The sequence below is a fragment of the Halalkalibacter suaedae genome (assembly GCF_017939705.1).
GTDB classification, from domain to species: domain Bacteria; phylum Bacillota; class Bacilli; order Bacillales; family Bacillaceae_D; genus Halalkalibacter; species Halalkalibacter suaedae.
Map to the genome: position 1 here is coordinate 625,498 of NZ_JAGKSQ010000001.1, position 25,103 is coordinate 650,600.

Annotated in this window: 24 protein-coding genes; 9 read left to right on the top strand and 15 right to left on the bottom strand. The window is 39.8% G+C overall.

Annotated elements, in window-relative coordinates; genetic code table 11:
• The first annotated feature begins 68 nt into the window (after positions 1-68).
• On the top strand, positions 69-1,388 hold the full coding sequence (locus tag J7W16_RS03000) for a Na+/H+ antiporter family protein (RefSeq protein ID WP_210595699.1): 1,320 nt from the start codon (positions 69-71) through the stop codon (positions 1,386-1,388).
• 204 nt (positions 1,389-1,592) lie between these two features.
• Here the strand turns inward: J7W16_RS03000 and J7W16_RS03005 are convergent, their stop codons facing one another.
• A complete protein-coding gene (locus J7W16_RS03005; RefSeq protein WP_210595700.1) occupies positions 1,593-2,312 on the bottom strand; it encodes a YebC/PmpR family DNA-binding transcriptional regulator in 720 nt (239 codons plus the stop codon).
• Between the two features lie 255 nt (positions 2,313-2,567).
• Here J7W16_RS03005 and J7W16_RS03010 point away from each other — a divergent pair, with 255 nt between their 5' ends.
• Positions 2,568-4,205 carry a sensor domain-containing diguanylate cyclase gene (locus J7W16_RS03010; RefSeq protein WP_210595701.1) on the top strand — a complete coding sequence of 546 codons (1,638 nt, stop codon included), beginning with the start codon at positions 2,568-2,570 and terminating at the stop codon, positions 4,203-4,205.
• Positions 4,206-4,870: 665 nt separating this feature from the next.
• On the opposite strand, the gene J7W16_RS03015 is transcribed toward J7W16_RS03010, so the two are convergent.
• From J7W16_RS03015 to J7W16_RS03030, 4 genes are all read right to left on the bottom strand, one after another.
• Positions 4,871-6,472 (bottom strand): Na+/H+ antiporter NhaC family protein, encoded by a 1,602-nt coding sequence (locus J7W16_RS03015; RefSeq protein ID WP_210595702.1) that lies wholly within the window; start codon positions 6,470-6,472, stop codon positions 4,871-4,873.
• Positions 6,473-6,745: 273 nt separating this feature from the next.
• A complete protein-coding gene (locus tag J7W16_RS03020) occupies positions 6,746-7,318 on the bottom strand; it encodes a hypothetical protein (RefSeq protein WP_210595703.1) in 573 nt (190 codons plus the stop codon).
• Positions 7,319-7,413: 95 nt separating this feature from the next.
• On the bottom strand, positions 7,414-8,352 hold the full coding sequence (locus tag J7W16_RS03025; protein ID WP_346726898.1) for an ATP-binding protein: 939 nt from the start codon (positions 8,350-8,352) through the stop codon (positions 7,414-7,416).
• A gap of 6 nt (positions 8,353-8,358) precedes the next feature.
• The gene (locus J7W16_RS03030; RefSeq protein ID WP_210595705.1) at positions 8,359-8,538 is read right to left on the bottom strand and encodes a hypothetical protein; all 180 of its coding nucleotides are present in this window, start codon (positions 8,536-8,538) and stop codon (positions 8,359-8,361) included.
• Between the two features lie 129 nt (positions 8,539-8,667).
• Here J7W16_RS03030 and gloA2 point away from each other — a divergent pair, with 129 nt between their 5' ends.
• Complete coding sequence (gloA2, locus tag J7W16_RS03035) at positions 8,668-9,054, top strand: SMU1112c/YaeR family gloxylase I-like metalloprotein (protein WP_210595706.1); 387 nt, start codon at positions 8,668-8,670, stop codon at positions 9,052-9,054.
• A 36-nt stretch (positions 9,055-9,090) separates the two neighbouring features.
• On the opposite strand, the gene J7W16_RS03040 is transcribed toward gloA2, so the two are convergent.
• Entirely contained in the window at positions 9,091-10,116 is a 1,026-nt protein-coding gene (locus J7W16_RS03040; RefSeq protein WP_210595707.1) for a potassium channel family protein, read from the bottom strand.
• A gap of 95 nt (positions 10,117-10,211) precedes the next feature.
• Between J7W16_RS03040 and J7W16_RS03045 the strand changes: the two genes are divergently transcribed.
• Complete coding sequence (locus J7W16_RS03045) at positions 10,212-10,394, top strand: hypothetical protein (protein ID WP_210595708.1); 183 nt, start codon at positions 10,212-10,214, stop codon at positions 10,392-10,394.
• Between the two features lie 1,037 nt (positions 10,395-11,431).
• Complete coding sequence (locus J7W16_RS03050; RefSeq protein WP_210595709.1) at positions 11,432-13,114, top strand: methyl-accepting chemotaxis protein; 1,683 nt, start codon at positions 11,432-11,434, stop codon at positions 13,112-13,114.
• Positions 13,115-13,156: 42 nt separating this feature from the next.
• Here J7W16_RS03050 and J7W16_RS22085 read toward each other — a convergent pair whose 3' ends face one another.
• Together J7W16_RS22085 and J7W16_RS21860 are read right to left on the bottom strand one after the other, a co-directional pair.
• Entirely contained in the window at positions 13,157-13,282 is a 126-nt protein-coding gene (locus J7W16_RS22085) for a hypothetical protein (RefSeq protein WP_283246004.1), read from the bottom strand.
• 484 nt (positions 13,283-13,766) lie between these two features.
• Positions 13,767-13,874 (bottom strand): putative holin-like toxin, encoded by a 108-nt coding sequence (locus J7W16_RS21860; RefSeq protein WP_283246016.1) that lies wholly within the window; start codon positions 13,872-13,874, stop codon positions 13,767-13,769.
• A gap of 197 nt (positions 13,875-14,071) precedes the next feature.
• Here J7W16_RS21860 and J7W16_RS03055 point away from each other — a divergent pair, with 197 nt between their 5' ends.
• On the top strand, positions 14,072-14,506 hold the full coding sequence (locus J7W16_RS03055) for a VanZ family protein (protein ID WP_210595710.1): 435 nt from the start codon (positions 14,072-14,074) through the stop codon (positions 14,504-14,506).
• A gap of 245 nt (positions 14,507-14,751) precedes the next feature.
• Here J7W16_RS03055 and J7W16_RS03060 read toward each other — a convergent pair whose 3' ends face one another.
• From J7W16_RS03060 to nagA, 7 genes are all read right to left on the bottom strand, one after another.
• A complete protein-coding gene (locus J7W16_RS03060; protein WP_210595711.1) occupies positions 14,752-15,573 on the bottom strand; it encodes an HAD-IIA family hydrolase in 822 nt (273 codons plus the stop codon).
• A 14-nt stretch (positions 15,574-15,587) separates the two neighbouring features.
• Positions 15,588-16,919 (bottom strand): ABC transporter substrate-binding protein, encoded by a 1,332-nt coding sequence (locus tag J7W16_RS03065; RefSeq protein ID WP_210595712.1) that lies wholly within the window; start codon positions 16,917-16,919, stop codon positions 15,588-15,590.
• 51 nt (positions 16,920-16,970) lie between these two features.
• Positions 16,971-17,810, bottom strand: coding sequence for a carbohydrate ABC transporter permease (locus tag J7W16_RS03070; RefSeq protein ID WP_210595713.1), 840 nt, complete (start codon positions 17,808-17,810; stop codon positions 16,971-16,973).
• A 10-nt stretch (positions 17,811-17,820) separates the two neighbouring features.
• A complete protein-coding gene (locus J7W16_RS03075) occupies positions 17,821-18,756 on the bottom strand; it encodes a carbohydrate ABC transporter permease (protein WP_210595714.1) in 936 nt (311 codons plus the stop codon).
• Positions 18,716-20,089: an alkaline phosphatase family protein gene (locus tag J7W16_RS03080; protein ID WP_210595715.1), complete on the bottom strand. Its 1,374-nt coding sequence runs from the start codon at positions 20,087-20,089 to the stop codon at positions 18,716-18,718. The genes J7W16_RS03075 and J7W16_RS03080 overlap by 41 nt, the downstream gene beginning before the upstream one ends.
• A 143-nt stretch (positions 20,090-20,232) precedes the next feature.
• Positions 20,233-20,817, bottom strand: a complete 585-nt coding sequence (locus J7W16_RS03085; protein WP_210595716.1) for a glycerol-3-phosphate responsive antiterminator — start codon at positions 20,815-20,817, stop codon at positions 20,233-20,235.
• A 126-nt stretch (positions 20,818-20,943) separates the two neighbouring features.
• Positions 20,944-22,137 carry an N-acetylglucosamine-6-phosphate deacetylase gene (gene nagA / locus J7W16_RS03090; protein WP_346726892.1) on the bottom strand — a complete coding sequence of 398 codons (1,194 nt, stop codon included), beginning with the start codon at positions 22,135-22,137 and terminating at the stop codon, positions 20,944-20,946.
• Positions 22,138-22,244: 107 nt separating this feature from the next.
• On the opposite strand from nagA, the gene J7W16_RS03095 reads away from it, so the two are divergent.
• From J7W16_RS03095 to J7W16_RS03105, 3 genes are all read left to right on the top strand, one after another.
• Positions 22,245-23,330: a YkvI family membrane protein gene (locus J7W16_RS03095; RefSeq protein WP_210595718.1), complete on the top strand. Its 1,086-nt coding sequence runs from the start codon at positions 22,245-22,247 to the stop codon at positions 23,328-23,330.
• A 64-nt stretch (positions 23,331-23,394) separates the two neighbouring features.
• Entirely contained in the window at positions 23,395-23,856 is a 462-nt protein-coding gene (locus tag J7W16_RS03100) for a YtxH domain-containing protein (protein ID WP_210595719.1), read from the top strand.
• Between the two features lie 113 nt (positions 23,857-23,969).
• Positions 23,970-24,329 carry a DUF2188 domain-containing protein gene (locus J7W16_RS03105; RefSeq protein WP_210595720.1) on the top strand — a complete coding sequence of 120 codons (360 nt, stop codon included), beginning with the start codon at positions 23,970-23,972 and terminating at the stop codon, positions 24,327-24,329.
• Positions 24,330-25,103: the final 774 nt, after the last annotated feature.

The following is a 25,103-nucleotide window of genomic DNA, read 5'->3' on the forward strand; positions in this document are numbered from 1 at the left end:
TTAGGTTAATATAGTTGCTTTCATCCATTAGTGATTTAACAGAATAAAGGATATGGAGTTGATTTAGAATGAATGCGGTTATCATTGCCGTTCTTATTATGTTAATACTTAGCTTAGTTCGCGTACATGTTGTCATCGCCTTAGCGATTGGTGCTTTGGCCGGTGGATTAATTGGTGGACTTGGTTTTGACCAGACTGTTTCAATATTTAGTGAAGGATTAGGTGGTAGTGCAACAGTAGCGATTAGTTACGCCTTACTTGGAGCCTTCGCTGTGGCTATTGCAAGGACTGGTTTACCCGAGGTGATGGTGAATGGAGTGATTCGTCTCGTTGGGAAAAAAGGAGACTCTAAGAAAAAGCTTCTATCTAAAGCACTTATTTTCTTCTTACTCGCATTAATCTCATGTTTCTCTCAAAATATAGTTCCAATTCATATTGCTTTCATCCCAATTTTAATTCCGCCGATTCTTAATTTATTGAATCAATTAGGTGTTGATCGCCGAGCTGTGGCGACAATTCTAACATTTGGTTTGACTGCACCTTACATCTTCTTACCGTATGGTTTCGGAGCTATTTTCCACGGAATTGTTGCCGACAATATGGAGGAAAACGGGATGACAATTGAGCTTGCTCAAATTCCACAGGCGATGTTGATCCCAACAATTGGACTTATCGTCGGATTGTTGTTTGCCGTTTTTGTTACGTATCGGAAAGATCGTCATTACGAAGATAGAGCAATCATTGGTTCAAGTGAACAGACACAATCCTTTACAGCCTGGTCGATTACTGCAGCGATTCTAGCTATTGTCGCTACGTTAGTTGTCCAGACTATATCTGAATCGATGATTATTGCTGCATTAGCAGGATTAGTTGTTCTAATCGGAAGCGGCGTTTTAAAATGGAAGGAATCAGACCATGTCGTGACAGAGGGAATGAAGATGATGGCATTTATTTCATTTGTCATGCTTACCGCTTCTGGATTTGCTGCGGTAATTCGCGAAACCGGACATGTCGATTTACTCGTTACGCAAACAGCTAGTATCGTTGGCGAAAGCCAAGCAGCTGCCGCTTTGCTAATGCTCGTTATCGGATTATTCATTACAATGGGAATTGGTTCATCATTCGCAACGATCCCGATTATTGCTACCCTTTTTGTGCCACTAGGTATGGCTGCAGGCTTTTCACCACTTGCGATCATCGCACTAATTGGAACAGCAGGTGCGTTAGGTGACGCGGGTGCCCCGGCATCCGACAGTACGCTCGGTCCAACTGCTGGTTTAAATGCCGATGGCCAGCATAATCATATTTGGGATACATGTGTGCCAACCTTCCTGCACTTTAACATTCCTCTCTTTATTTTTGGATGGGTTGCCGCAATGGTTTTATAGAGTATATTCAAAAAGAGTGGTTTTCCTTTTTGGATATACTCTAAGCAATGAGTGTAGTCGCTACCTTTTTTTAAAGTCTTGAGATGAGTGGTCTTCTCATCTCAAGACGCGTAGCGAACGAAACCATTGCCTCGGTCTTTAGATGAATCTTGAACATACTCTTATAGTGAAAAAAAGATGTCCCAGCTAACCGGGACATCTTTTTTATTCACCTAAATCAACATTATGATACACTTGCCCAACGTCCTCAAGATCCTCTAATGCATCAATCAATTTCTCAAATTGTTCTTGTGCATCTGCTGGTAAAGTCACATCATTTTGTGCAAGCATCGTTAGTTCAGCTACAGTGAAGTCTGTTACACCTACGCTCTTAAACGCTTCTTGGACCGCGTGAAATTGCTCAGGATCAGCGTAAACGATCACAGAATCTTCCTCTTCTAAAATGTCCCTTACGTCAACATCCGCTTCCATTAATAGCTCAAGAACTTCATCTGCATTCTTTCCTTCAACCCCGATAACAGCGGTTGCATCAAACATATAGGCAACAGAGCCACTTACGCCCATATTCCCTCCGTTTTTACCAAATGCTGAACGGACCTCGGCAGCAGTACGATTCACGTTATTTGTTAGGGCATCAACGATAATCATTGAACCATTCGGACCGAAGCCTTCATATCGAAGCTCATCATAATTTTCTTCTGAACCACCCTTAGCCTTTTCAATCGCACGTTCAATAATCGCCTTTGGTACGTTATATGTCTTTGCACGCTCTAACACAAAACGTAATGCCTGGTTAGACTCTGGATCTGGTTCTCCCTGCTTTGCGACTACATAGATCTCTCGACCGAACTTTGCATAAATACGACTCGTATTTGCATCCTTCGATGCTTTCTTTTCTTTAATGTTATTCCATTTACGACCCATAATAAACACTCTCTTTCAGTTTTAAATCTTCCACATACACTCTTTTCCATTATACATCAATTAGCTTATTCGTTTCGAGTGTTTTAACTACAATGACTTTTGTTCACACGTTAAGAGAACCGCTTTTTATAATAAAAGTTATAAAAGGATACTGTCTTCGTTTGAAAGAGTATAAGGCTATGACTATTTACCCTACTAATAAATAATCTTTCTGTTAAAATGAGAAGATGAATTTATTATTAGGAGTAAACTCGCATGTCTATTAACCTACGCACTTATTTTGTTTTGATTTTCTCTATCTTCGTGATTGTCTTTACGCTTGTCATTGGTTTCACAATTAATTCGGAATCTAGTCAAAATGTTGAACGTTATATAAGTGACTCCCTTACCGAAAGAGCAAATCAGATGTCAAACCAATTAGATCATTTTATGTGGTCAAGATATGGTGAAATTACGGTCTTTAGTCAATTTAAAACGTTTCAAGAAGGAACAGATTTTGAAGAAATTGACCATTTACTTGAGGAGTTACAAACGAATTTCCCCTCCTTTTCATGGATTGGCTACACCGATGCAGCCGGAATTGTTCGGGCTTCAACTGGCGATATTCTGCTGGGGACTGATATTTCCGAAAGACCAGTGTTTCTTGAAGCACAAGAACAGACATTCATAGGTGACGTGCATGAAGCAGTCCTACTAGCAGAGTACCTGCCAAATCCATCTGGTGAGCCATTAGAGTTTGTCGATATCAGCTCCCCTATCTTTAACAAAGACAATGAATTCGTCGGTGTTCTCGCGGTCCATCTAAGCTGGGCTTGGGCGGATGAAGTACAAAAATCAGTAATCCAGCCAATTAAACAAGAAGAAGAAAATCTTGATGTTTTTATCGTAAGTAAAAAAGACAATACCGTTCTGTTAGGCCCTGAGGAAATGATCGGACAATCTCTTGATCTTAAAGCAGTGAAAGCAGCACAAAAAGGTTCTAATCACTGGTCAGTTGAAGAATGGCCTGATGGAAAAGACTACTTAACAGGCTATGATCTAGCCGATGGTTTCTTAAATTACCCTGGCTTGGATTGGACTGTTCTCGTTCGTCAGCCTGTTGATGTTGCTTTTTCTAGCGTAAAGGAACTAAGAGATACTATTATTTTAATTGGTTCTCTATCCTGTCTATTCTTTGGCTGTTTAGGCTGGTATTTAGCGGGCATAATCTCTAATCCACTAAGGCAATTAGTAGTTGCTTCTGAAAGACTAAAGAATGGTGAAAAGGTAGATATTCCTGTCATAAGAAGAATCAGAGATATTGAAATTCTATCAACCTCATTAAGAAATTTAATTACAACGTTGACTCAAACTAAATCTGAGTTAGGGAAAATGGAAGAAATCGCTCAACTCGATAAATTAACAGGTCTTCCAAATCGCTTTGCCCTTGATCAATATGTTAGTGAGCAAAAAGAAGCAGCAGGAAATAAGCAGTTTGCCTTTATCTATTTGGATCTGGACGGCTTTAAGCGTGTTAATGACGATCATGGGCACCACCACGGCGACGAATTATTGAAGATTGTCGCCACAAGAATTCAAAGCTGTACCGATGCTTTCATCTCTCGCCAAGGTGGGGATGAGTTTGTGATTATTTTAGAATTAGACGATGCTACTCAGCTAGAGAAGGTTACCGATGTGAGCGATTGTATAAATACAAAGCTTAACGAACCCGTTCTGATAGAAGGCGTAGAAGTGACAATTAGTTGCAGCATCGGCATCGCCTTCTGGCCAACCGATGATTCCGATCCATATCAAGTGCTAAGATATGCAGACAAAGCACTGTATCAGTCAAAAGCAAGCGGAAAGAATCAAGTAACCTATTTTAAACATAGTAAGGACGGAGACTCTGAATAGAGTCTCCATTTTTTGTGTATTCAAGGATCTCTATAATGCCGTGATTCAATGCTTCGACTCCGCTACCGGGATGGGGGGCACGCTTTCCGCAGGCGGGCGTTGAACTAACCGGCTTTGCCGGTGGATTTCAACCTGCCCTTTCCTCCTGCAGGAGTCGGCCCTCCCATCCCGTCCGCTTTATCAGAGGATATATGAGAACTCACTTACTTTCTAACCCCTCCTTAATAAGGGATATATTTAGACAGCTCAAAGATTCTGAATCTGTTAAATACATGACTAAATGAACGGGTATTAAACCAAAGTTGGAATAGAAGTAAATTGCCACTAGAGAAACACCCTTCCTCTAGTGAAGTCAACGACATAGAGTGGATTTATAAAAAAACTCCGTTGAGATTAATTCTCTCAACGGAGTTTTGTATAGTCTGAGAAATAGCTAAAGTGGCTGACTGACATTCCGAACAAAGCAATTACGTAGCGGATGAAATATACGTAGACTCCTGCGGGATCCAAAAGCCAAAGGTGAGACCCCGCAGTGCGAAGCACGAGGAGGCTCACCGGCTTCCCGCGGAAAGCGAAGTATATTTCAGTAGCGGTGTATCCACACACTATCTATCTTTGTTCGTAACTCACGTCGTTTCAAACACTTTTGTCCTAGTCTTTTCTAATTATGCTGTAATAGCTATTCTCTTTAAGACAATAATCACAAGCCCAACAAGTCCGAACGCAACGAGTAGACTCAACATTACACTTGCTGTGAATCCTAATACTAGATAAGAAATGATCGAAATCCCTGCTGTGATTAATGCATATGGAAGCTGGGTGACAACATGATCAATATGATGGCTTCCCGCTCCAGTCGATGACAGAATCGTCGTGTCTGAGATCGGTGAACAATGATCACCGAAAATAGAGCCAGCTAGAACAGCAGCCATCATCGGTAAAAGCAACGTCACATCCAACGTAACAGCCATTTGAGCAGCAATTGGGAGAAGCAATCCAAACGTTCCCCATGAAGTACCAGTCGTAAATGCTGCAAACCCAGCAATAACAAATAGCACAACAGGTAAGAACATCGGATTAAAATTCGCACGCTCAACAACAAGCGCTAAATACTCACCAGTTCCTAGTGCATCAATGATTGAGATAATCGTCCATGCAAAAATTAAAATATAAACAGCCGGCAGCATTGACTTAAAACCAATGATAAGTGCTGATGGTAAAGATGTGCCTTCGTTTGCTTTTGGCTTAAATACCGAAAGTAAAAGTGCGACAACTAACCCAAATAATCCACCGTATACTAGAGAAGACGCCACATCTGTATTCTCAAATACAGCTAATAGGGATAGTTGACCTTCAATTGCTTGCATGCCAGTTACAACCATAAACAAGACGGTTCCAACGATTAACGCAATGATCGGCCAAACTAAATCACCAACTCTACCGCTACTACTCGCTTGAATATCCTCTTGTGCACCTGGAATGGGGCCAAGTGCTGGGTTAAATAAGTCACCCTTCATCGCTCGTTCTTCATGTGTTTTCATCGCTCCAATATCGAGCTTGAACCAAACGACAGCGAGAACTAGCACAATTGCAACAATCGCATAGATATTCATAGGAACCATAATCATAAATGCTTCAAGTGCACCATAATCTGTAATCGAATGAGTCGTGAGAATACCGGCGATAATGGCGATAATATAGGCACCCCAGCTAGAAACAGGGGCAATCACACACATTGGAGCAGCCGTTGAATCAACAAGATAAGCCAGCTTTGCACGCGAGATGCCGTGACGATCTGTGATTGGTCGGCTGACATTTCCGACCGTCAAACTATTAAAATAATCATCAATAAAAATAATAATACCTAAAAAGACCGTAAGCATTTGAGCACCAACACGTGTTTTGACACGCTTCATTGCCCATTCACCAAATGCTCGGCTACCACCTGATCTTGTAATTAAAGCAGCCATCATCCCTAATAAAAATAAGAAAATAATAATGTAAAATTCCCATGTATTAATCGCAAATTGATTATCAATAATCGCGTTCGTTACATTGGCAAAGCTTGTCTCCTCTACCTCAAAATCAAAAATAATTCCCAGCACAATTGCATAAATCTGCGCTGCCGCATCAATCGGGTTAAACTGATTAACCATTAATGCACCAACAATCGATCCAATACCTAGTGAAACTAACACTTTTTTTGTAACAATCACTAATAGAAGTGCTAGAATTGGGGGAATTAACGAATAAATAGTGACCTCCAAAATAGTTAACCTCCTCTAATTTATCAACAAGATAGTAGGTTGCCCTAAAGCCAATGTCTGCTTCCCTCTACCGATACTTTATTTCAGCATACCACTAAAGCATATTATCATCTTTTGAATCGTTTAACAATGTTAAATAATCCCACTGTACAGAGTGCTATATAAACATTTTCTGCTATTTGATCCAACAGAATAAAACCTATTTTTACTTTTTTAATATAATAGAAAAGCTTAAAATACACAAAAAAAAAAGATACTTACGAAGTATCTTTTTCATTGTGTCTTCTTATTTATAAATCGAATAGAAATAATGATTATGTGGCTAATCGTCATAAGAGATGCAAACACCACTGGGGCCATTGCAACGAAAATCAAAGTCGTAAACCCCTCTGCCATATAACCAACCTCATTATAAAAGCTCTTAAATTGAAGAAATAAACCAACACTAGGGACAATAAATAAGATATTGAACCCTGCCGATATCCAAAATGCATAGCCTCCTTGGCGGTAATACACTAAAGCAGAAGGTATGTAAAATAGAATTGCAACAATAACTGATAATGTGATTTGTAATAGTTCAAATTCTCCACGTTCAAGCATTTCCCTACAAACAAAATACATCCATACATAACATAAGACGAATAGTATATTCGTGACATAAGAGACAATCGAAAAAATCGTCGAACTTCTTATTCCCTTTGAATAGGATCGCCACTCACGTGTTGATGAATCAATAAGTTCTTCTTGAACCTCTTCAGTTTCAGGAAAGACAAACTGACATTCCTGACAAACCATTGATTGATTCTCTCTTTTCGTTCCACAACTTGGACAGTAATTAAAGACCATCTTAATTCCCTCTTTTACTCTTTCTTCTTGCTGTATCATCTCATCATACTATAGAGAACTCCCGTTTAAAAGAATACCGAAAAGCAACCTCCTCATCACGAGACAACTGGTAGTGTAACACTTACCTTTGTTCCTGCTTGAGTATTTTTAAACTCGATCATTCCTTGGTGTTCTTGGATTATCCTTTTGGAAATCGATAAGCCTAGTCCTGTGCCCTCGTCTTTTGTTGAGAAAAAAGGTTCACCAATTCTTTCAATAATCGTCATTGAAATCCCCACACCGTTGTCAATCACTTCAATGACAACCGTTTCTTGATTAATCCTTTTCGTTGAGACTATTATTTTGCCCAATGCTTCCCCGACAGCCTCCATCGCATTTTTCAGTAAATTGATGAGCACTTGCTTAATCTGTGATTGATCAACAAAGACTATTGTAGTCTTCGTTTCTGGAACAAAATGGACCTCCACATTATACAAGTGTGCTTCGCCTCTAATAAGCTCAACCGTTTCTTCAACAATCTCCTCCAGCACGGATTTTTCTTTTTTCGGAGCAGTCGGCTGGGTAGCCATAAGAAAATCATTAACCAATTGATTCATTCGATCTAATTCAGTTAGGACAATGTCTTTATAATGATGATTTTGTTCCTCAAACAAAAATTGTACAAATCCCCTTACTGATTGCATCGGGTTTCGCAACTCATGTGCTAACCCTGCTGATAGCTGTCCAAGAAGAGCTAATTTCTCTAACCTCATTAGCTTGTCCTCATGAGTGTCATAGCTCGATCTCGTTGCATTTTCGATAATAACAGAAAGTATTGAAGACACTCTTTTCATACCCTCAATTTCTTCACTTGTAAAGGCGTAAGGATCTGGATCTATCGCACATACGGTGCCGAACAATGTACCATTTGACAAATAGACTGGCACCCCTAGATACGAACCGATATTAGCTGAATAAATAGACTCCAACACCCTTGCACGTTGATCTTCTTTTGTATCATTTATAATAAGTGGTTCACGACCACCTGAAGGGATAAGGTTTCATAACGCATCGTCGATAGGTAATTCCATTCCTTCCTCAATCGCACAGCCTTTATGATTAAATACCTTTATAATCTTAAATGTTTCTTCAATATGACTAACAAAAAGGGTTCGCGTGCCAACAAGCTTAGTAGAAAACCATAATAAATCCTCTACCGCTTGTTCATATCCTGTTGCCATCTGTACTCACCTGCCAATTATTGTTACCATCTATTATACTATTATCTTTTTAAAATAAAGGGAATTCCGTTTAATTCGTTGAAATTTAATCCCAATGACCTATTTCAGCAAACTTGGGAGGAATATTAAATGAAATTAAATAAGGTCCACCATATAGCCATTATCTGTTCAAACTACGAACTATCAAAACGCTTTTATGTTACGAATCTTGGATTAACGATAATTAATGAGACATACCGAGAAGATAGAAATTCGTATAAACTAGATTTGGCTGTGAACGGTCAATACCAAATTGAACTATTCTCTTTCCCTGACAGCCCGCGACGTCTAAGCTACCCTGAAGCAAGAGGACTTCGGCATTTAGCTTTTGAAGTGGATAATATTGAAGAAGCAGTTGCGGAGCTGCACCAAAATCAGATTATGCCTGAACCAATCCGGATCGATCCAGGTACTGGAAAAAGATATACCTTTTTTCATGATCCAGATGATCTTCCCATTGAACTATACGAAAAATAAAACAAAGCGGTCTGATCCGCTTTGTTTCATTTTTTTCTAATTAGAAGTGAGTTTAAGCTTCTGATACGTTTCCTTATTACAAATGATATAAAGGACGGCCTCCTCGGGAATCTTCTCATTTAGTCTTCGGTTAATATCCATTTGATTTCGATCTGCAATTAATGTCGCCCCTTGGCTTAACAAATCCTGAAAAGCATCATTATATGTCAGCCATTGTGGTTTCTTAGAAAGCTGAAATAGATCCTCTCCATGCTGTCGACTAATTAGCTGTGAATACACTTGACTGACCCCTTTGTATAACGCTGAACGTACCGCTAACCGCGAAATCGTTTCCTGGGCTAGGATAAATTCATCAACTTTGACATGATGAAAATTAGAAATATTCTTTTCCGTCATCACTTCAACAGTCGTATGTACATGTGGTGCCAAACGCTCAATTGTGATTGCAATAAGTAATGTCTTCGCATCCTTCAACGAGGGCTCTTGAATGGTATCATCAGCAAAAACAATAACCGCACTTGCTTTCTCTAAATTCGCCTTAACATAAGGTTCCTGAGAAGTCGCATCTCCTTGAATATAATGAATCCGGTTATCACTTAAATCGAATGGAGCTACCGGTAAATTATCAATAATAATAACCTCGACCTTCTCATCAGAATCGAGAATCTCTTGAAGGGCAGACTCTGACTTCTTGTTCCAGCCGATAATAATAATATGACGCTCATCCATATACGTTACCTTCCCTTCCTCTCTTAACTTTCTTAAAATCGCGAAGGAATCCACAATCTTTCCAATCACAACCCCAAGCAAACCAATTCCTATCAAAAACATAAACACCGAGTACAATTTTGCCGGCATCGTCACAGGTGAATAATCACCATACCCAACCGTTGTGAACGTCGTCATCACAAAATAAAAGGTATTCAGCAAGCTCTCAAAAGTGTCCGGTTCAAGAGCATACATAATCACGGTACTCAATAAAATAAAACCCGCTGTTGTAATAAAAAGTGTGAGATTCCTCATTCTAATTAATCCAAGACTAAGTCTAAGAAAAAAATACATACCATTCCTCCTCCCATTTAACAATTATAAACCTTTTCTTCCCATTATAACGTTGTAAACAGTTAACACTCTTCTTCATTCTATACGAAATTGAAATGGTTTGGTTGCATTTTAGTGGATTGGCTGTTGTGAAGTGTGGATGGGAAGAGTGGTATGAGCGGGATCAGGTTAGTTATGAGCAGGATTGTGATTTTTTTGAGCGAGATCAGCAGACTTATGAGCCGCAGCTATTTGGCTGGCTTTTCATTCAACAAAAGTTCTTCTATAAATACAATTAATCTTAAAATCCAGCCAATATGCTAGCTTCTGCAAAGATGATGATCCCTCTCAGCCAGATTTTGGCTGATAATCGTTGGATTGATGAGGCTTATGAGCGGGCTCTAGGTACTTATGAGCCGGATTGCTCTTTTTATGAGCGAGATCAGCAGACTTATGAGCCGAATCAACATTTTTATGAGCCTCAGCTTTTCGGCTGGCTTTTCATTCAACAAAAGTTCTTCTATAAATACAATTAATCTCAAAATCCAGCCAATATGCTAGCTTTTGCAAAGATGACGATTCCTCTCATCAGATTTCGGCTGATAATCGTTGGATTGATGAGGCTTATGAGCGGGCTCTAGTTACTTATGAGCCGAATCAACACTTTTATGAGCCTCAGCTTTTCGGCTGGCTTTTCATTCAACAAAAGTTCTTCTATAAATACAATTAATCTCAAAATTCAGCCAATTTGCTAGCTTCTGCAAAGATGACAAGCCCTCTCAGCCAGATTTCAGCTGCCAACCGTTGGATTGATGAGGCTTATGAGCGGGTTCTAGGTACTTATGAGCCGGATTGCTCTTTTTATGAGCGAGATCAGCAGAATATGAGCCGAATCAACATTTTTATGAGCCTCAGCTTTTCGGCTGGCTTTTCATTCAACAAAAGTTCTTCTATAAATACAATTAATCTCAAAATCCAGCCAATATGCTAGCTTCTGCAAAGATGACGATCCCTCTCATCAGATTTCGGCTGATAATCGTTGGATTGATGAGGCTTATGAGCGGGCTCTAGTTACTTATGAGCCGGATTGTTACTTTTATGAGCGAGATCAGCAGACTTATGAGCCGAATCAACACTTTTATGAGCCTCAGCTTTTCATTTCTATAAAAAAACAAAAAAAGAGCCACATAACGATGACTCTTCCCATAAATAAACATTTATGCACAAAAAAAATAACAAAATTCTATCACACCTATCCAAAACTGTGATTTCGATCACATAATTAACTAGATGTCCTCACTATAATTAAGGTAAATCCAATTAATGAGGTGCTAACATGAATCTGCAGAAAAAGATTTTACTATCATTTGTCACTATTATTATCGTTTTTACCTGTTTGCTTTTTTATACTATTTCAACAATGAAAGATTTGCATCATGGTTCGGTTGAATTGTATGATGATCGTCTCGTGCCGACAGCGTACTTGGCTGAGATTAATAGATTGACAGAAAATACACGCTTATCAATGGTACAAGCCGTTTTGAACGAAGATGCTACGATGACAGAGCAAGCTGTAGCTAATTTAGAACAAATTAACGTTATTGTAGGTAATTATGGTAAGACAAAATTAACGGTTGAAGAGGAAGAAGCACTTAATCGTTTTAAGAAGGACTGGGGATTATTTGAAGTCCGTGTTCAAAACAACAGAGAACTAATTGTCGCAGGACAGTACGAAGAAGCATTAGTAGGAATTCGAGCAGGCGGAGATCTGTATAAGACAGCGGCTTTGGACCTTGTCCAGCTCGTTACCATTAACGATCAAGAAGCAATGAAGCTACTTGAAGAAGGTAAAAGTAACTTCACGACAACGAGAACGACAATTATTATCGGTTCTGTTGTTATTCTACTCGCTGCCATTATCTATTCGTTCTTATTCAGCCGTTATTTAACAACTGCCATTAATAAAATAGTCACTCGACTTCATCAGGTCGCTGAAGGTGATTTAAGTGGGGATGCTCTTTCGATTAAGTCGAAAGATGAGCTAGGCGTTCTTGCATCTGGGATGAATCAAATGCAGACCAACTTACGCCAACTTGTTCAACAAACAACAGATACGAGCCAGCAAGTGTCTGCTAGTTCTGAAGAGCTATCAGCAAGCGCTGAACAAAGCACCGATGCGACTGAGCAAATGGCGAAGCTTGCTTTAGAATCAGCAGAGGGTGCAGAACAGCAGTTGCAACAACTAAATGAGGTCTCCGCTGCTGTTGAACAAATGTCAGCTAGTATGAGTCAAATTGCTAGTAGCAGCCAAGAAATGGCGAATTTTTCCGAACAGGCTGCAGATCATACAACCAATGGCTCTAACGTTATTGAGCTTGTTAATGAGCAAATGCATAGTATTTCTGAAGCGGTATCGAACACTTCGGCATCTGTTAAAAAACTTGGAGCAAAGTCTGCTGAGATTAGTGATATTGTTCATCTCATTACAGGCATTGCCGAGCAAACAAATCTTCTTGCCCTAAATGCTGCGATCGAAGCTGCTCGTGCGGGTCAATATGGAAAAGGCTTTGCTGTTGTTGCAGATGAGGTCCGAAAGCTTGCAGAAGAATCAAAAGAGTCAGCAGCGAAAATCCATTCAATGATTACCGAAATTCAAAAAGAAACCCATCATGTTATTGCATCAATGGAGGATGGAACAACCCGCGTTGAGACCGGCCTCAAGTCCACAAATCAAGTGACAAGAACCTTTGCTGAGATCCAGGAGAGCATCGAAGCTGTTACCAAAAAAGTACATGAGGTCTCCACATCAATCCAAGAAATGACGAGTGTTAGTACACATGTCGTTGAGTCTGTTGAGATCGTTAAGTCTGTTTCAGAAAAAAACGTGGCTGCGAGTCAAGATAGCTCTGCTTCCTCCCAAGAGCAACTAGCAACGATGGAGGAAATTGCCGCATCCTCTATGGCTCTAGCTAAAGTGGCCGAGGAACTTCAAGAATCAATTCAAACCTTTCGAATCTAAAAATTGCAAGAAAAGACAAGCTTTGATTTCGCTTGTCTTTTCTTAGCTAATTTTCTTTAAATTTGAACTCCAAAACCTTACATAATACGATCCCTCATCATCTTTTGATAACTTAATCCCAATTAACGTTAAAGGTGTCCAAATCCGTTTCATCCTTACTAATGGCATGAGTCAGCCTCCATTCAGGTTTCTTTATTTATAAAATTTTCTATGAATTGTTTTTATAGTATAAATTTACCACCGTACATTATAAAGAACAAGCGGCTTTTTTTGTATTTTTTTGTCAAATAAAGAACAAACATTGGTTCTTCAATATTATCGCTATCCTTATATAACTAAAGCGCATTTAATTGTTCGTTATAAGATACAAAAGAAGAGGATCTCTCTTCATCAGAGAGATCCTCTTCTTTCATATCTTTTCCAAAATACTCCTTATGACCCAATCTAGGAAATAAACGCTAAAACGAGTAACATTTCAGTTAATTAATAGCATAGCATTCAATGTTCATGTATAATTATAGTTAATCTTACCTAGCTATAAAAAGGACTGAGTGCTGCAACACTCAGCCTAACAACTACAGGCGGCATGATGTCCGGCTGACCATAGGGATTTGCTTTTGAAATAGCTCACCTTACTTCTATGTTAGGTTTGCTATTTCTTTTTGTTTAGATAGACGACGAACGTTATAACTAGAGTAATGGCACCTATTAAAACCAAACTAAATTGACCGAGCAAACTTAGTGCTTCAAATGTCGTCATCAATAGCTCACCCCCTTTCAACAGGAGTTCAGCCCACACTGCTTCATGTAGTTATTTACAATTATAGCAAACACACGTTCCTATTTCTACTAATTTAATATTAATTCCCGGTGGTTAATAAGCCGGGCTTCTGCATGTATACTAACCACTAAGCATGACAACACTGCTAGAAAATATATAAATAAGAGAGTGATGTTATGAATTATGCGCTATTGATCTTCTGGGGGTTAGTTGTTTTCTTTTTTAGCTGTACTACCAGTTTCTTTCACTTGCTAACACAGGGGACACTTCAATTTAATCTGTTCCACCCTGATTTCTCTGCATTTTTTGAATTATATCCATTTTCATTTTCTAACACATTTCTGGTCATTCAAAAGACAGGTCACTCTCTTTCATTTTTGATCCTCGCATTTCTGTTACATAACTGCTTACGAAATGTGAAAAATGCCATGCTCTTCGCATGTTTATTTGGACTTCTATTGGAGTTGTGTCAACCGTTCTTTGGACGAGACGGGAGATTGATTGATGTCTTTGTTAATGGATTTGGGGTTGCTGTCTATTTTTTCTTATATTTGCTGATTCAAGTAAGAGAGAAGTATACATATGCAACTGAAGAACAGCAGGAAATATAGTATAAAAAAGAGACCACTGAAAAAGGTACGGTTTTCACCTTTTTTAGTGGTCTTTAAGCAATGAGCGGAACCGTTGCTTTTTTTCAGTAGCCTTTTGATAGACCAGATGCTTAGCACGTTGCGGCTTCCCGCGGAAAGCGCAGTATATTTCAGGAGCGGTTTATGTCCGCCAACTATCATTATTCGGATTTTCTATTAGTTAAATCACTTTTGTCCAGCCTCTTATACGCTTTAAACTTCAAAAGCTACTTCACTAACACTGGATCATATTTTTCAACTAGCAATTGTAGGCTTGATATTATTTTCGGTGCATTGCCATTAATATCTATAGCTTCATTCGGATGAAACTCAGTCCTATCCGTTAGCCAAACAGCACTCATTCCTAACTGGATAGCCCCAACCATATCTGTCGTGAAATTATCACCGAACATCACACACTCTTTTGGACTAACATGGCATGAAGACATCCCATATTCGAAAAGATAAGGGGCTGGCTTACCGAAACTTTGTATTTTTCGACCAATCATTGATTCAACAGCGGCAACAAGTGAGCCGGTTTCCGGCACAAGTTCCCCGTTTACCCCTGGATGCGTCATATCCGGATTAGTACCAATTAGGTTTGCTCCATGCAATGCCTCGTTAACAATCATCTTTAACTTTTGATAAGTAAAGGAAACATCACGCCCAATGACTATAACATCACTCACTTCTCTAGAGAAGTCGTCCAATATTGTATGGCCCTGCTTAGCAATGCATTCCTTTAATGTCTGACTACCAATTACTTTTACTTTTGAAAGACCATATTCTTCTAATAGAAAGTGACCAATATAATCAGTTGTCGTAATAATTTCTGTCTCTTCTACATTAATCCCCATTTGATCGAGTTTTGTTTGAATCCCGATCGCATTATCAGAGGAATTATTTGTAATAAAACGAATCTTTTTGTTAATTGTTCTTAAGAGGTTAATTAGCTCATGAGCTCCTGCTGCAGCTTGGTCTCCATGATAGATACAGCCGTCTAAATCAAACAGGAATGCTCCTTTTTGCCAAATGGAAAGCTCATTCAATGGTATGATCTCCTTTACTTCAACAATTCATTTGCTTTTTCCGCTGCGTCGGTAATTGCTTCATCAACTGTTTTTTGTTTTAATAATGCTGCTTGAATATTGTCTTGAACAATTTGATAGACCCTTGACCCAGCAGAACCCGGGAAGTTATACCAAGGAACCATTTGATCAACTTGATCATAGGTTACTTTCGCTGCCGGTACCTCTTCTAAGAAATCTCCCATTAAGCTAGCATCATCTAATGGACTTTGACGTGTAACCATATAGCCAATCTCTTGAGCGATATGTGTTGTCCCTTCTGCAGAAGCAGCAAATTTAATGAAATCCCAAGCAGCAGCTTGCTTTTTAGGATCTTCTGACATCATAAATAAATTGTTACCACCAGCTGGAACGACTCGCTCTTGGCCATCAACTGTTGGGAATACTGCTGTACGCACATCGAAATCAGATTGTGTACGGAAGCTCGTTAATGATGCTGTTGTTGTGACATACATTGATGTATTTCCCGACATAAAGCTTTGTGCCGCTTGTGTTCGGTCAATATTAGGCATAGATTTATCTTCATTGACTAGGTCAACCCAATATTGAAGTGCTTTTCTACCAGCATCTGTATCAAAAGCTACTCCAGATAAGTCATCCTTCATCATTTTACCGCCAGCCGTTTCTACCATTGCTTGATACAACCAGTTACCAGTAATCTGATAATCGAAATAAATACCGAATCGATCATTCACTGTTAATTTCGCAGCTGCTTCTCTTAGCTCATCCCATGTTTTCGGTGGATTTTCTGGATCAAGTCCGACTTCAGCAAAATGATCAGCATTATAAAATACAACAGGAGTACTTACAGCGAAAGGCATACCATACTGCTCGCCATCATCACTTTGACCAAGCGTAAGCATCTTAGGGAAGAAATCAGATGTATCGTAGCTTTCTTCATCCATAAAGGATTGCAATGGAACGACCGGTAATGTATCAATCGCAAATCTAGTGTACACATGTCCATTTGTAATCACATCTGGGAAATCACCTGTTGTTGCACGCATTTGAACTTCTTCTACAATCCCTTCGTAAGAACCTTCAGTAAAGGTCGCCTTAACACGGACGTTATCCTGAGATTGATGGTATTTTTCAACAAGCTTTTCTACAACATCTCCAGTGTGCATGTGCAGAAACTCGATCTCTACGACTTCATCGCTTTCAACCACTTCGTTTGCATTTGTAGAGTCATCCGTTACCTTACCTGTTTCTTCACTTTCTCCACTTGTGCTATCAGATCCTCCACAAGCCGCTAACACTAAAACCGCCATCATACACATAAAAAATAAAAATAGTCCTTTTTTCATGCCTCTCTCCTCCAATTTTTTAATTAATTTTTATGAGTAAAAGGGAGTGAATTACCCTTTCAAACCAGTATGCGTAAAGCCTTCAACGAACTTTCTTTGGGCCACTAGATAGATTGCTAGGATCGGCAGAATTGATAATGTTGCAACAGCCATCGTAGGTACCCAGTCCAAATCATTTTCTTCACGGAATTGAACAAAGGCAATTGGCAATGTTTGCAAGTCCTTATCCTTTAAAACAAGCAGTGGCCAGTGATAATCATTCCAGTTATTAACGAATAAAATAAGTCCAAGAGCAACAAGCACCGTTACCGATAAGCGGACATAGACATGCCACATCGTTTGGAGTTGATTGCAGCCATCAATTGCTGCAGCATCACCTAAGTCTTTCGGTACGGTTAGAAAAGCCTGCCGTAATAAGAAAATTGCATATCCACTTGCTAGCTGTGGAAGGATCACACCCGCAAAAGTATTCACGAGTCCCATTTCATTAATAATCATGTAAGTAGGGACCATCGCTACCTGTGGCGGAATCATCATCGTCATAAGAACAAAGAAAAACAACGGTTCCCTCCCGCGAAAGTTGAAGTTGGCAAATGCATATGCGGCACAGATCGCGATCAGCAATTGCCCTCCTGTCTGAATAACGGAAATAACGGTACTATTCATAAACCACTGAGAAAATGGAATATCTCTAAATACTTGAATATATCCATCCAGACTGAATTCGGATGGCAAAAATAATGACCCTGCAAACACATCAGCTGGTGTCTTAAAAGAGGTTGCAAACATCCATAAAATTGGGATTAATGTCGCAAAAGCGATCACTAGCAGAATCGTATGTCTGCTCGTTTCGAGAAAATAGTCTTTCAGCTTCAATTGTTTTGGTTTCATGACTGTCCTCCTATTGATAGTGCACAAGCTTTTTACCAACCACGAGTTGAACAATTGTAAAAATGACAACAAGAATTAGTAAAATCGTAGCGGAAGCTGTTGCAGTTCCAACACTGAAAAATTGAAAAGCTTCTTGATAGATTTGATACACAGCTACATTCGTAGAGTTATTAGGACCACCCTTTGTCATAACTTGAACGGTCGTAAAAGCTTGAAAGGATGAGATCACGCTCATGACAAACACAAAAAATGTCACTGGTGATAGCATTGGGATCGTCACATTCTTAAATGACTCCCATGTATTTGCCCCGTCCAAAGCTGCAGCTTCATATAAATTCTTGTCTACTCCCTTTAATCCAGAAATAAAGAGAATGACGTTATACCCAAATGAATTCCAAATCCCAACCAACGCTACAGAAATCAATGCAATAGTTGGATCGTTTAGCCAATGAATACCTTCAATACCAAAGTAACCAAGAATAACATTGACTGCACCAACCTGTGGGTTATACATTAAGGTCCAGACAATTCCCATAATCGCAATCGAACTAACAACTGGTAAGAAAAATAATAAACGGTAAAGCACCTTTCCCTTTTTAACCCCTTCAATCAATAAGGCAAGTCCTAGTCCTGCAAGTAAGGAAATCGGTACAGTCATAAGGACATAAAGCCCGGTATTTTTCATTGAAATCCAGTACACTTCATCACTGAATAAGCTCAGGTAATTCTGAAATCCAACGAAAATCTTCTCTGGACTGATCATATTCCATTCATGAAAGCTTAGAAAAAAGGCATAGACGAATGGATACACAAAGAATAGGGCATATAGTCCAAGTGCCGGTAGCAAAAACCAATATGGAATTGTTTTTCTTAAGCGGAAACGAATTGATGACCGCTTCAATTGCTTACTTTCTTTTAATGAGAGTGTCACTGTACTTTGTTCCAATGCTCGGCTCCCCCTTTCTAATACAGTTAATTACTGATCCATCAATATCAACAAGTTCATAGCCTATTAGGTTGGTGAGTGTCGGTGCCACATCAATTGCATTAACCTCGGGTAAATGAATACCTTCCTCTATATCTGGACCACTAGCGACAAAAATCGCTTTCATGTCATCAAGCTCTGGTGAAAAACCATGCATTCCTTTGAACTTAGCTTGCTTAGCGATTACCTCTGCTCCCTCAAAGCCATAATGAACAAAACAATCTTCTTCCATTTCAAAGACAAGATCAGGACGATGGTCATCAAGCTCTCCCACTTCTGGCAGTCCAAGTGAATGAAACTCACTGTCACAGTAGACATGTTTCACATGTTCTGTCTCTAGCAAGAGTGCATAAACTTCCCTAATCAACTCTTTTCGTTTTATTTCATCGCTTTCGTGGATATAAACATAGCCCGATCCACCATTTGAGACAGCCGCGACTTTCGTATTCGTCTCGAAATTGGCTAGATCAAACCAACCCTTTTGAGAGAATAAGAGGTTCGGATAAAACGTCCAACTTGTATCAACGAATCCATGATCTGAAACGACAAACATATTTGTCTTCTCCCAAAGTCCTTGGGCTTTTAAGGAATCAATAAGCTTCCCTATTTGTTCATCAATATAAGAAAGTGACCAATATACCTCATTAGACCTTGTTCCAAAATCATGCTGATAACTATCTGGGAGAAGGTAATGAACCATTAATAAGTTCGGTTGATGTTCCTCAATGACATGTTTGGCAATTTCAGTTGTCAACCAATCTTGTAGATGACCGCGAGCATGATCTGTACTCCAAGCACCATAGTTTTCAATTGGCAACCCTTTTTCCTTTAATGCTGACCAAAGTGCAGGAGTCGAATACTGTTCAAATAGTTCTTGTTCATAGAACTCAGGAATATTATGGTCAACGGTCGGGGCATTTCTCGTTTTCGGCCAGCAAATTGAAGCAGTTGACCACCCTTTTTTCTTAGCAGCATCGTAAAATGTCTCCTTTAGTACAGTCTCTTCCTTTGACCATGTACGATCACCAAAATGCTCACCAACTCTAGGTCCATTAGGTCCATTACGATCAATGACCCAGTTCCCTAACACACCATGCTTTCTTGGATAGCAGCCTGTTGCCAAGCTTGTATGGATAGCCCATGTAGCAGTAGGGAAAATGCTTTTCATCCCCGCAGCAGTTCCTCTTTTAACTAGTGCATGTAGATGAGGCATGTGTACATTGGGATCCTCCATATAAAATTGAGCAAGACCATCGATACTTACAATGACAATATTGTTTGAATTTGTAGTCATTTTGCAATTCCTCCTTTTTTTATTAATAAAAAAAGAGATAGACACACATGAAGAACACACCAAATAACCTTTGGGCGTTCTCCAATGTATGTGCTATCTCTTCATCACTCGCTTATACATTGAAAACAGTTATTATGAAATTATTAGAGCAGATCTTGAAACGTCAGCGACCAAAGATCCTTACCACTAACGGATAATGACGTGGCACCAGACTCTAGACTTGCTATTACTTCTTCTTTTGATTGAATCAACCCACTCGCAATAATAGGAATGTCCTCTAGCTGCTCGCTAAAACGTTGGATTGTTTTAGGGATGACTCCTGGCATTAACTCTATGGCGTCAGGCTCAGCAGACTTAATAGACTTAAATCCACTTTCTAGTGCTAATGAATCTAGCACAAAAAGATGAAGTATCGCAAATAAGCCAGCCTTCTTCGCTTCACGGATTAAGTGTTTTTTCGGGGTGACGATGCCATCTGCCCCAACATAATCGGCGATAAATTGAATAGCTTCTGTATCAGTACTAGATAAGCCTCGAATTAAATCCACATGAATAAATGTCCCTTTATTCGCTTGCTTAGCAATCTCAACTGCTTTTATAATCTCTTGAATACTTCCACCCATGAAAAAGATATTATCGATCGAACTCTGTATGGCACTCTCTACTTCAGCAGGTGAGCGAAGTGCTGCAATAATAGGTTTCTGGCCAATTCTATGTAAAATCGACATAACTAAACCAAAACCTCCTTCGTACCTCTGCTACAAATCTTATACTACCAGAGGAATATCAAGGTAACGTTGAGAAAATATTAATAGTTTGTAAATTTAGTCCAATCCAATAAGAATAAAAGCTTTTTAATAGATTTCTCCATCCTTATCCCTCTGAAACACAACCATCCCCCGACAAATCGTCATCCTTACCTCATTTCTATTATCTAACACGACTAGATCTGCGTCCTTCCCTTCTGCTATGCTCCCTTTAAGATGGTCGAGACCTAGTTGCTTAGCCGGATTTAGTGAAGCCATTTGGACACTTTCTTGGAGCGAACAGCCTGTGAATTCCATGAAGTTTGCTATTGCGTCTCTCATCCTTAATGTACTTCCGGCAAGAGTTCCGTCTTTTAGAGTCGCCTTTTTGCCATGCACATAGACGTCTTGTCCTCCTAGTAGATACACACCGTCTTCTAGAGACTTCGCTCGAATCGAGTCCGTTATTAAGATGATGCCGTCTTTGCCCTTTTGCTGATAAGCCATATCTATTGCCTGTGGATGGACATGGATCCCATCGGCAATAACTTCAACCATTAAATTAGGATGAAGGAATGCAGCTCCAACGACACCTGGCTCACGATGATGAAAGCCGCTCATCGCATTATACAAATGAGTGACATGAGATAGGCCATTTTCAACTTCCGCAACAACCTCCTCATACCGAGCATTTGAATGACCAACTGACGCAACAACATCTGTATCTTTTAAATAACGGATTAGCTCAGTTGCTCCTGCTTTCTCCGGAGCTAATGTTACGAGCTTAATTTGGTTGCCTGAAATGGTTTGCCATCTTTTAAATAGAGGAACCTCTGGTGCCATAATAGCAATGGCAGGCTGTGCTCCAGCGTGAGATTCTGAAATAAAGGGGCCTTCTAAATGAACTCCTAGCATTTCCGCTCCGTCTTCAGGCTTTTGGATGTTCATGTATTCTGCGATTGTTCCCAACGATTGCTCAATAGCCTCCTCGGTGTGAGTCATCGTTGTCGCTAGAAAACTAGTCGTCCCTTCTGAAGGTAAATAACTAGCTAAGGTGAGAAGGGATTCTTTTGTTCCGTCCATTACATCAGCCCCAGCCGCACCATGAATATGGACATCTATTAAGCCAGGGATCAGCTTTGCTTCATTTTTAAAGTCAATCACGACAGCTGTTGGTTCTAGTTGTATACCAGCCATTTTCCCAAATGAGTGAATCTTCTCATTTAAAATGCTGACATAACCTTGCTCTATTACCTCGATTTCTAAATAGATCTCTATATTGATTAAATATGTTTTCTTCACTATACTCACATCCTTCCATGACTTCGCTTCAATCCGGCAAATTATAAAACAATCAACAGTTGTCTACACTAAGCTCATTAACAAATAATCACATTGGTGGTGTTTTTATGGCTAAACGTCCTGAACATCTTAATGCTTTAAAAATTGCAGCGACATTTATTGGCACCATCGTTGGAGCTGGTTTTGCCTCAGGTCAGGAAGTTCTGCAATTTTTTAGTGCCTTTGGTATATATGGGCTATGGGGAATCCTCTTAGCAACGGTTCTCTTCTTCGTATTCGGTTATATGATTCTTAGCATTGGTCGTGCTCTTAGTGCAACATCCTATGTTGAAGTTGTGCAGTATTCAAATGGGAAGTATTTAGGTGCGATCATTGATTTAATTATTACTGTTTTCTTATTTGGTGCTTTGGCTGCAATGATTGCAGGGGCAGGAGCAATTTTCGTTGAACAGTTTCACCTGTCGGCATGGTGGGGCACCATTTTAATGGCATTCCTCTCTTTGTTCACTGTTATTAAAGGAATGAAAGGCGTTATTAATGCGATTAGCCTTGTTGTTCCTGCATTATTAATTGCTGTGCTTTTTATTGCGATATACGGTATTTTTCGCAGTCCAATCACATTCGCTGATATGAATGTCACCAATGGGCTCGTCGGTGCGGCACCTAATTGGATTGTCGCAGCACTCAATTATGCTTCCTTTAACCTCGTTATCGCTGTAGCTATTTTAGCACCGATGGGAGCAAATGCCGAGAAGCAATCGACTCTTTTATGGGGCGCTCTCCTTGGTGCAGGTGGATTAGGACTAGGTGTGCTTGCCATATACTTTAGTGTCCTTTCGAATATTTCAGAGGTTGCTTCAATTGAGGTTCCAATGATTTTTATCGCTTCATTGATCTCTCCCATTATTCAAATTATTTTTGCGATCGTCTTATTTGCAGCTGTATTTTCAACAGCTGTTAGCAATTTATTCGGCTTCGTCTCACGTATGACCTTTATTGATCAGAAATACCGAGTATGGGTAATTATCGGAACGACGATTGCTGCATTCGCTGTGAGCCAGGTAGGCTTCTCGGCATTGGTTACCTACTTATATCCAGCTGTTGGCTATGGCGGATTCCTATTTTTTGCAGGTCTCCTATACGCTTGGTTCTTTAAGAAAGACTTCACAAAGAGTCAGGAAAAACAAACTTGATGTTTCACAACTCCTAATTAAGGTTATAGGGTACTACACACTTAAAAAAGGAGTTGGTTTTGTAATGAAAAGTCAAAAAGGTGTTGCAATCGGAACGGTCGTTGGTGGTGTTGTGGGGGCTACAGCTGCATTACTAACGGCTCCAAAGCCAGGGGAAGAACTAAGAGAAGATATTAGCAATCAAATCGTTCTAGGCAAAGCAAAGACAGAAGATATTGCCTACGAATTTAAAACAAAAATGTCTGAGCTATCAAGCCTAATTAACGAAAGCTCTTCAAATGTCTCAAAGACAGTTAGAGAACGAAGCGAGCAATTAATTAATGAAGCATCTAGCTTGCTAAAAAGTGCTCCATCTAAAGAAAACATCACAGTCGACGATTTAAGAGAAATGGTACGAGTGATGATGAAGGAAGAGATGGAAATGGGGCAAGAGATCAAGAAAGTAGTCGAAGAGGAAATTAACACAATCAGCAATAAAATGAGTCAAGATTCGGATGATGAATCAAACCAAAGAACTCAGCACTAATTGTTAAGACTACCGAGTTAGAGGATCCCCTCTTTTCGGTAGTCTTTTTCTAAAGGTTTGCCGTGGCGTTCGTACGGGAATAGATAACTAACTATTTTGTAAGGAGTGATACCATGCCTTGGGATATGAATGATTATCCTGATTCAATGAAAAATCTTGAAGGACCGATTAAGAAAAAGGCGATTGATATTGCAAACCGTCTAACAGAGGAAGGCTACGCGGAGGGACGAGCTATTCCGATTGCGATCTCTCAAGCTGAGAAATGGGCCGGAGCAGAACAACCCCCTCAGCATCTTATCCCACATTCAGATGGTTGGGCCATTAAGGAAGAGCACGCGAAAAAAGCGAGTTTTGTTTTTTCTACCAAAGAGGAAGCACTTAAGAAAGCGAAATCGATTGCAAGCAATCAAGAAACACAGTTGATCATACACAGGCAAGACGGATCAATTGAACGCCAAGAAAATTACGCTTAGAGAAAAACATCTTCTCTGCTTGGAGTATATTTCAAGCATTAGACAAAGAGGCGTGACAAAGCTGTCCGAACCGTTTTAAAATCCAAACAAAGATAGATAGTGGACGGACACCCCTCCTGAAATATACTTCGCTTTCCGCGGGAAGCCGGTGAGCCTCCTCGAGCCTCTGGCTTTTGCATGAGGTCTCTAAAAAAGTGTTGATTTTTCAGGCAGTGAAAAGTCGATATCATCAAACTCTCAACCTGTCGACCAAGTCTCGTGAAGCGAGACGGCCGACAGGTTATTGGCATTTAAAGAAAGTGGCCGTAAAAAGTCGCTTCGAACACGCTACCGGGATAGGGGGCACGCTTTCCGCAGGAGGGCGTGGAACTAACCGGCTAAGCCGGTGGATTTCCACCTTGCCCTTTCCATCCTGCAGGAGTCGGCCCTCCCATCCCGTCCGCTTAGATGAAAGCGGAGATCGAATTTCTCCGCTCTTAACAATGAATATCAAGAGAATATCAAAACTTTTTTATGAAGTGCTCAAATAAGGCGTGTTAACCATAAAAGCATTGTTAGTGGATTCCACATACTACACAGATCCACTTCAAAATCTTGCGGAACCTGTGAGAAATGCAAAAAACTTCAAAAAGCATTGGATAACTAGATTCTTCGTTGAAAGATAAACTTTCGACACGCCTAACTCACACAACGAGGATGAAGCTCTAACCTATTATCAGAAGGTAGTAGATGAAGCTGAGGCAAACCCGCAGCTTCTTGTTCTAAATGAAAAAG

Coding starts and splice junctions, on each gene's coding strand:
- J7W16_RS03000 (WP_210595699.1), top strand. CDS start 69: ATGAATGCGGTTATCATTGCCGTTCTTATTATGTTAATACTTAGCTTA.
- J7W16_RS03005 (WP_210595700.1), bottom strand. CDS start 2,312: ATGGGTCGTAAATGGAATAACATTAAAGAAAAGAAAGCATCGAAGGAT.
- J7W16_RS03010 (WP_210595701.1), top strand. CDS start 2,568: ATGTCTATTAACCTACGCACTTATTTTGTTTTGATTTTCTCTATCTTC.
- J7W16_RS03020 (WP_210595703.1), bottom strand. CDS start 7,318: ATGGTCTTTAATTACTGTCCAAGTTGTGGAACGAAAAGAGAGAATCAA.
- J7W16_RS03030 (WP_210595705.1), bottom strand. CDS start 8,538: ATGGCAACAGGATATGAACAAGCGGTAGAGGATTTATTATGGTTTTCT.
- gloA2 (WP_210595706.1), top strand. CDS start 8,668: ATGAAATTAAATAAGGTCCACCATATAGCCATTATCTGTTCAAACTAC.
- J7W16_RS03040 (WP_210595707.1), bottom strand. CDS start 10,116: ATGTATTTTTTTCTTAGACTTAGTCTTGGATTAATTAGAATGAGGAAT.
- J7W16_RS03045 (WP_210595708.1), top strand. CDS start 10,212: ATGGTTTGGTTGCATTTTAGTGGATTGGCTGTTGTGAAGTGTGGATGG.
- J7W16_RS03050 (WP_210595709.1), top strand. CDS start 11,432: ATGAATCTGCAGAAAAAGATTTTACTATCATTTGTCACTATTATTATC.
- J7W16_RS22085 (WP_283246004.1), bottom strand. CDS start 13,282: ATGCCATTAGTAAGGATGAAACGGATTTGGACACCTTTAACGTTAATT.
- J7W16_RS21860 (WP_283246016.1), bottom strand. CDS start 13,874: ATGACGACATTTGAAGCACTAAGTTTGCTCGGTCAATTTAGTTTGGTT.
- J7W16_RS03055 (WP_210595710.1), top strand. CDS start 14,072: ATGAATTATGCGCTATTGATCTTCTGGGGGTTAGTTGTTTTCTTTTTT.
- J7W16_RS03065 (WP_210595712.1), bottom strand. CDS start 16,919: ATGAAAAAAGGACTATTTTTATTTTTTATGTGTATGATGGCGGTTTTA.
- J7W16_RS03070 (WP_210595713.1), bottom strand. CDS start 17,810: ATGAAACCAAAACAATTGAAGCTGAAAGACTATTTTCTCGAAACGAGC.
- J7W16_RS03080 (WP_210595715.1), bottom strand. CDS start 20,089: ATGACTACAAATTCAAACAATATTGTCATTGTAAGTATCGATGGTCTT.
- J7W16_RS03085 (WP_210595716.1), bottom strand. CDS start 20,817: ATGTCGATTTTACATAGAATTGGCCAGAAACCTATTATTGCAGCACTT.
- J7W16_RS03095 (WP_210595718.1), top strand. CDS start 22,245: ATGGCTAAACGTCCTGAACATCTTAATGCTTTAAAAATTGCAGCGACA.
- J7W16_RS03100 (WP_210595719.1), top strand. CDS start 23,395: ATGAAAAGTCAAAAAGGTGTTGCAATCGGAACGGTCGTTGGTGGTGTT.
- J7W16_RS03105 (WP_210595720.1), top strand. CDS start 23,970: ATGCCTTGGGATATGAATGATTATCCTGATTCAATGAAAAATCTTGAA.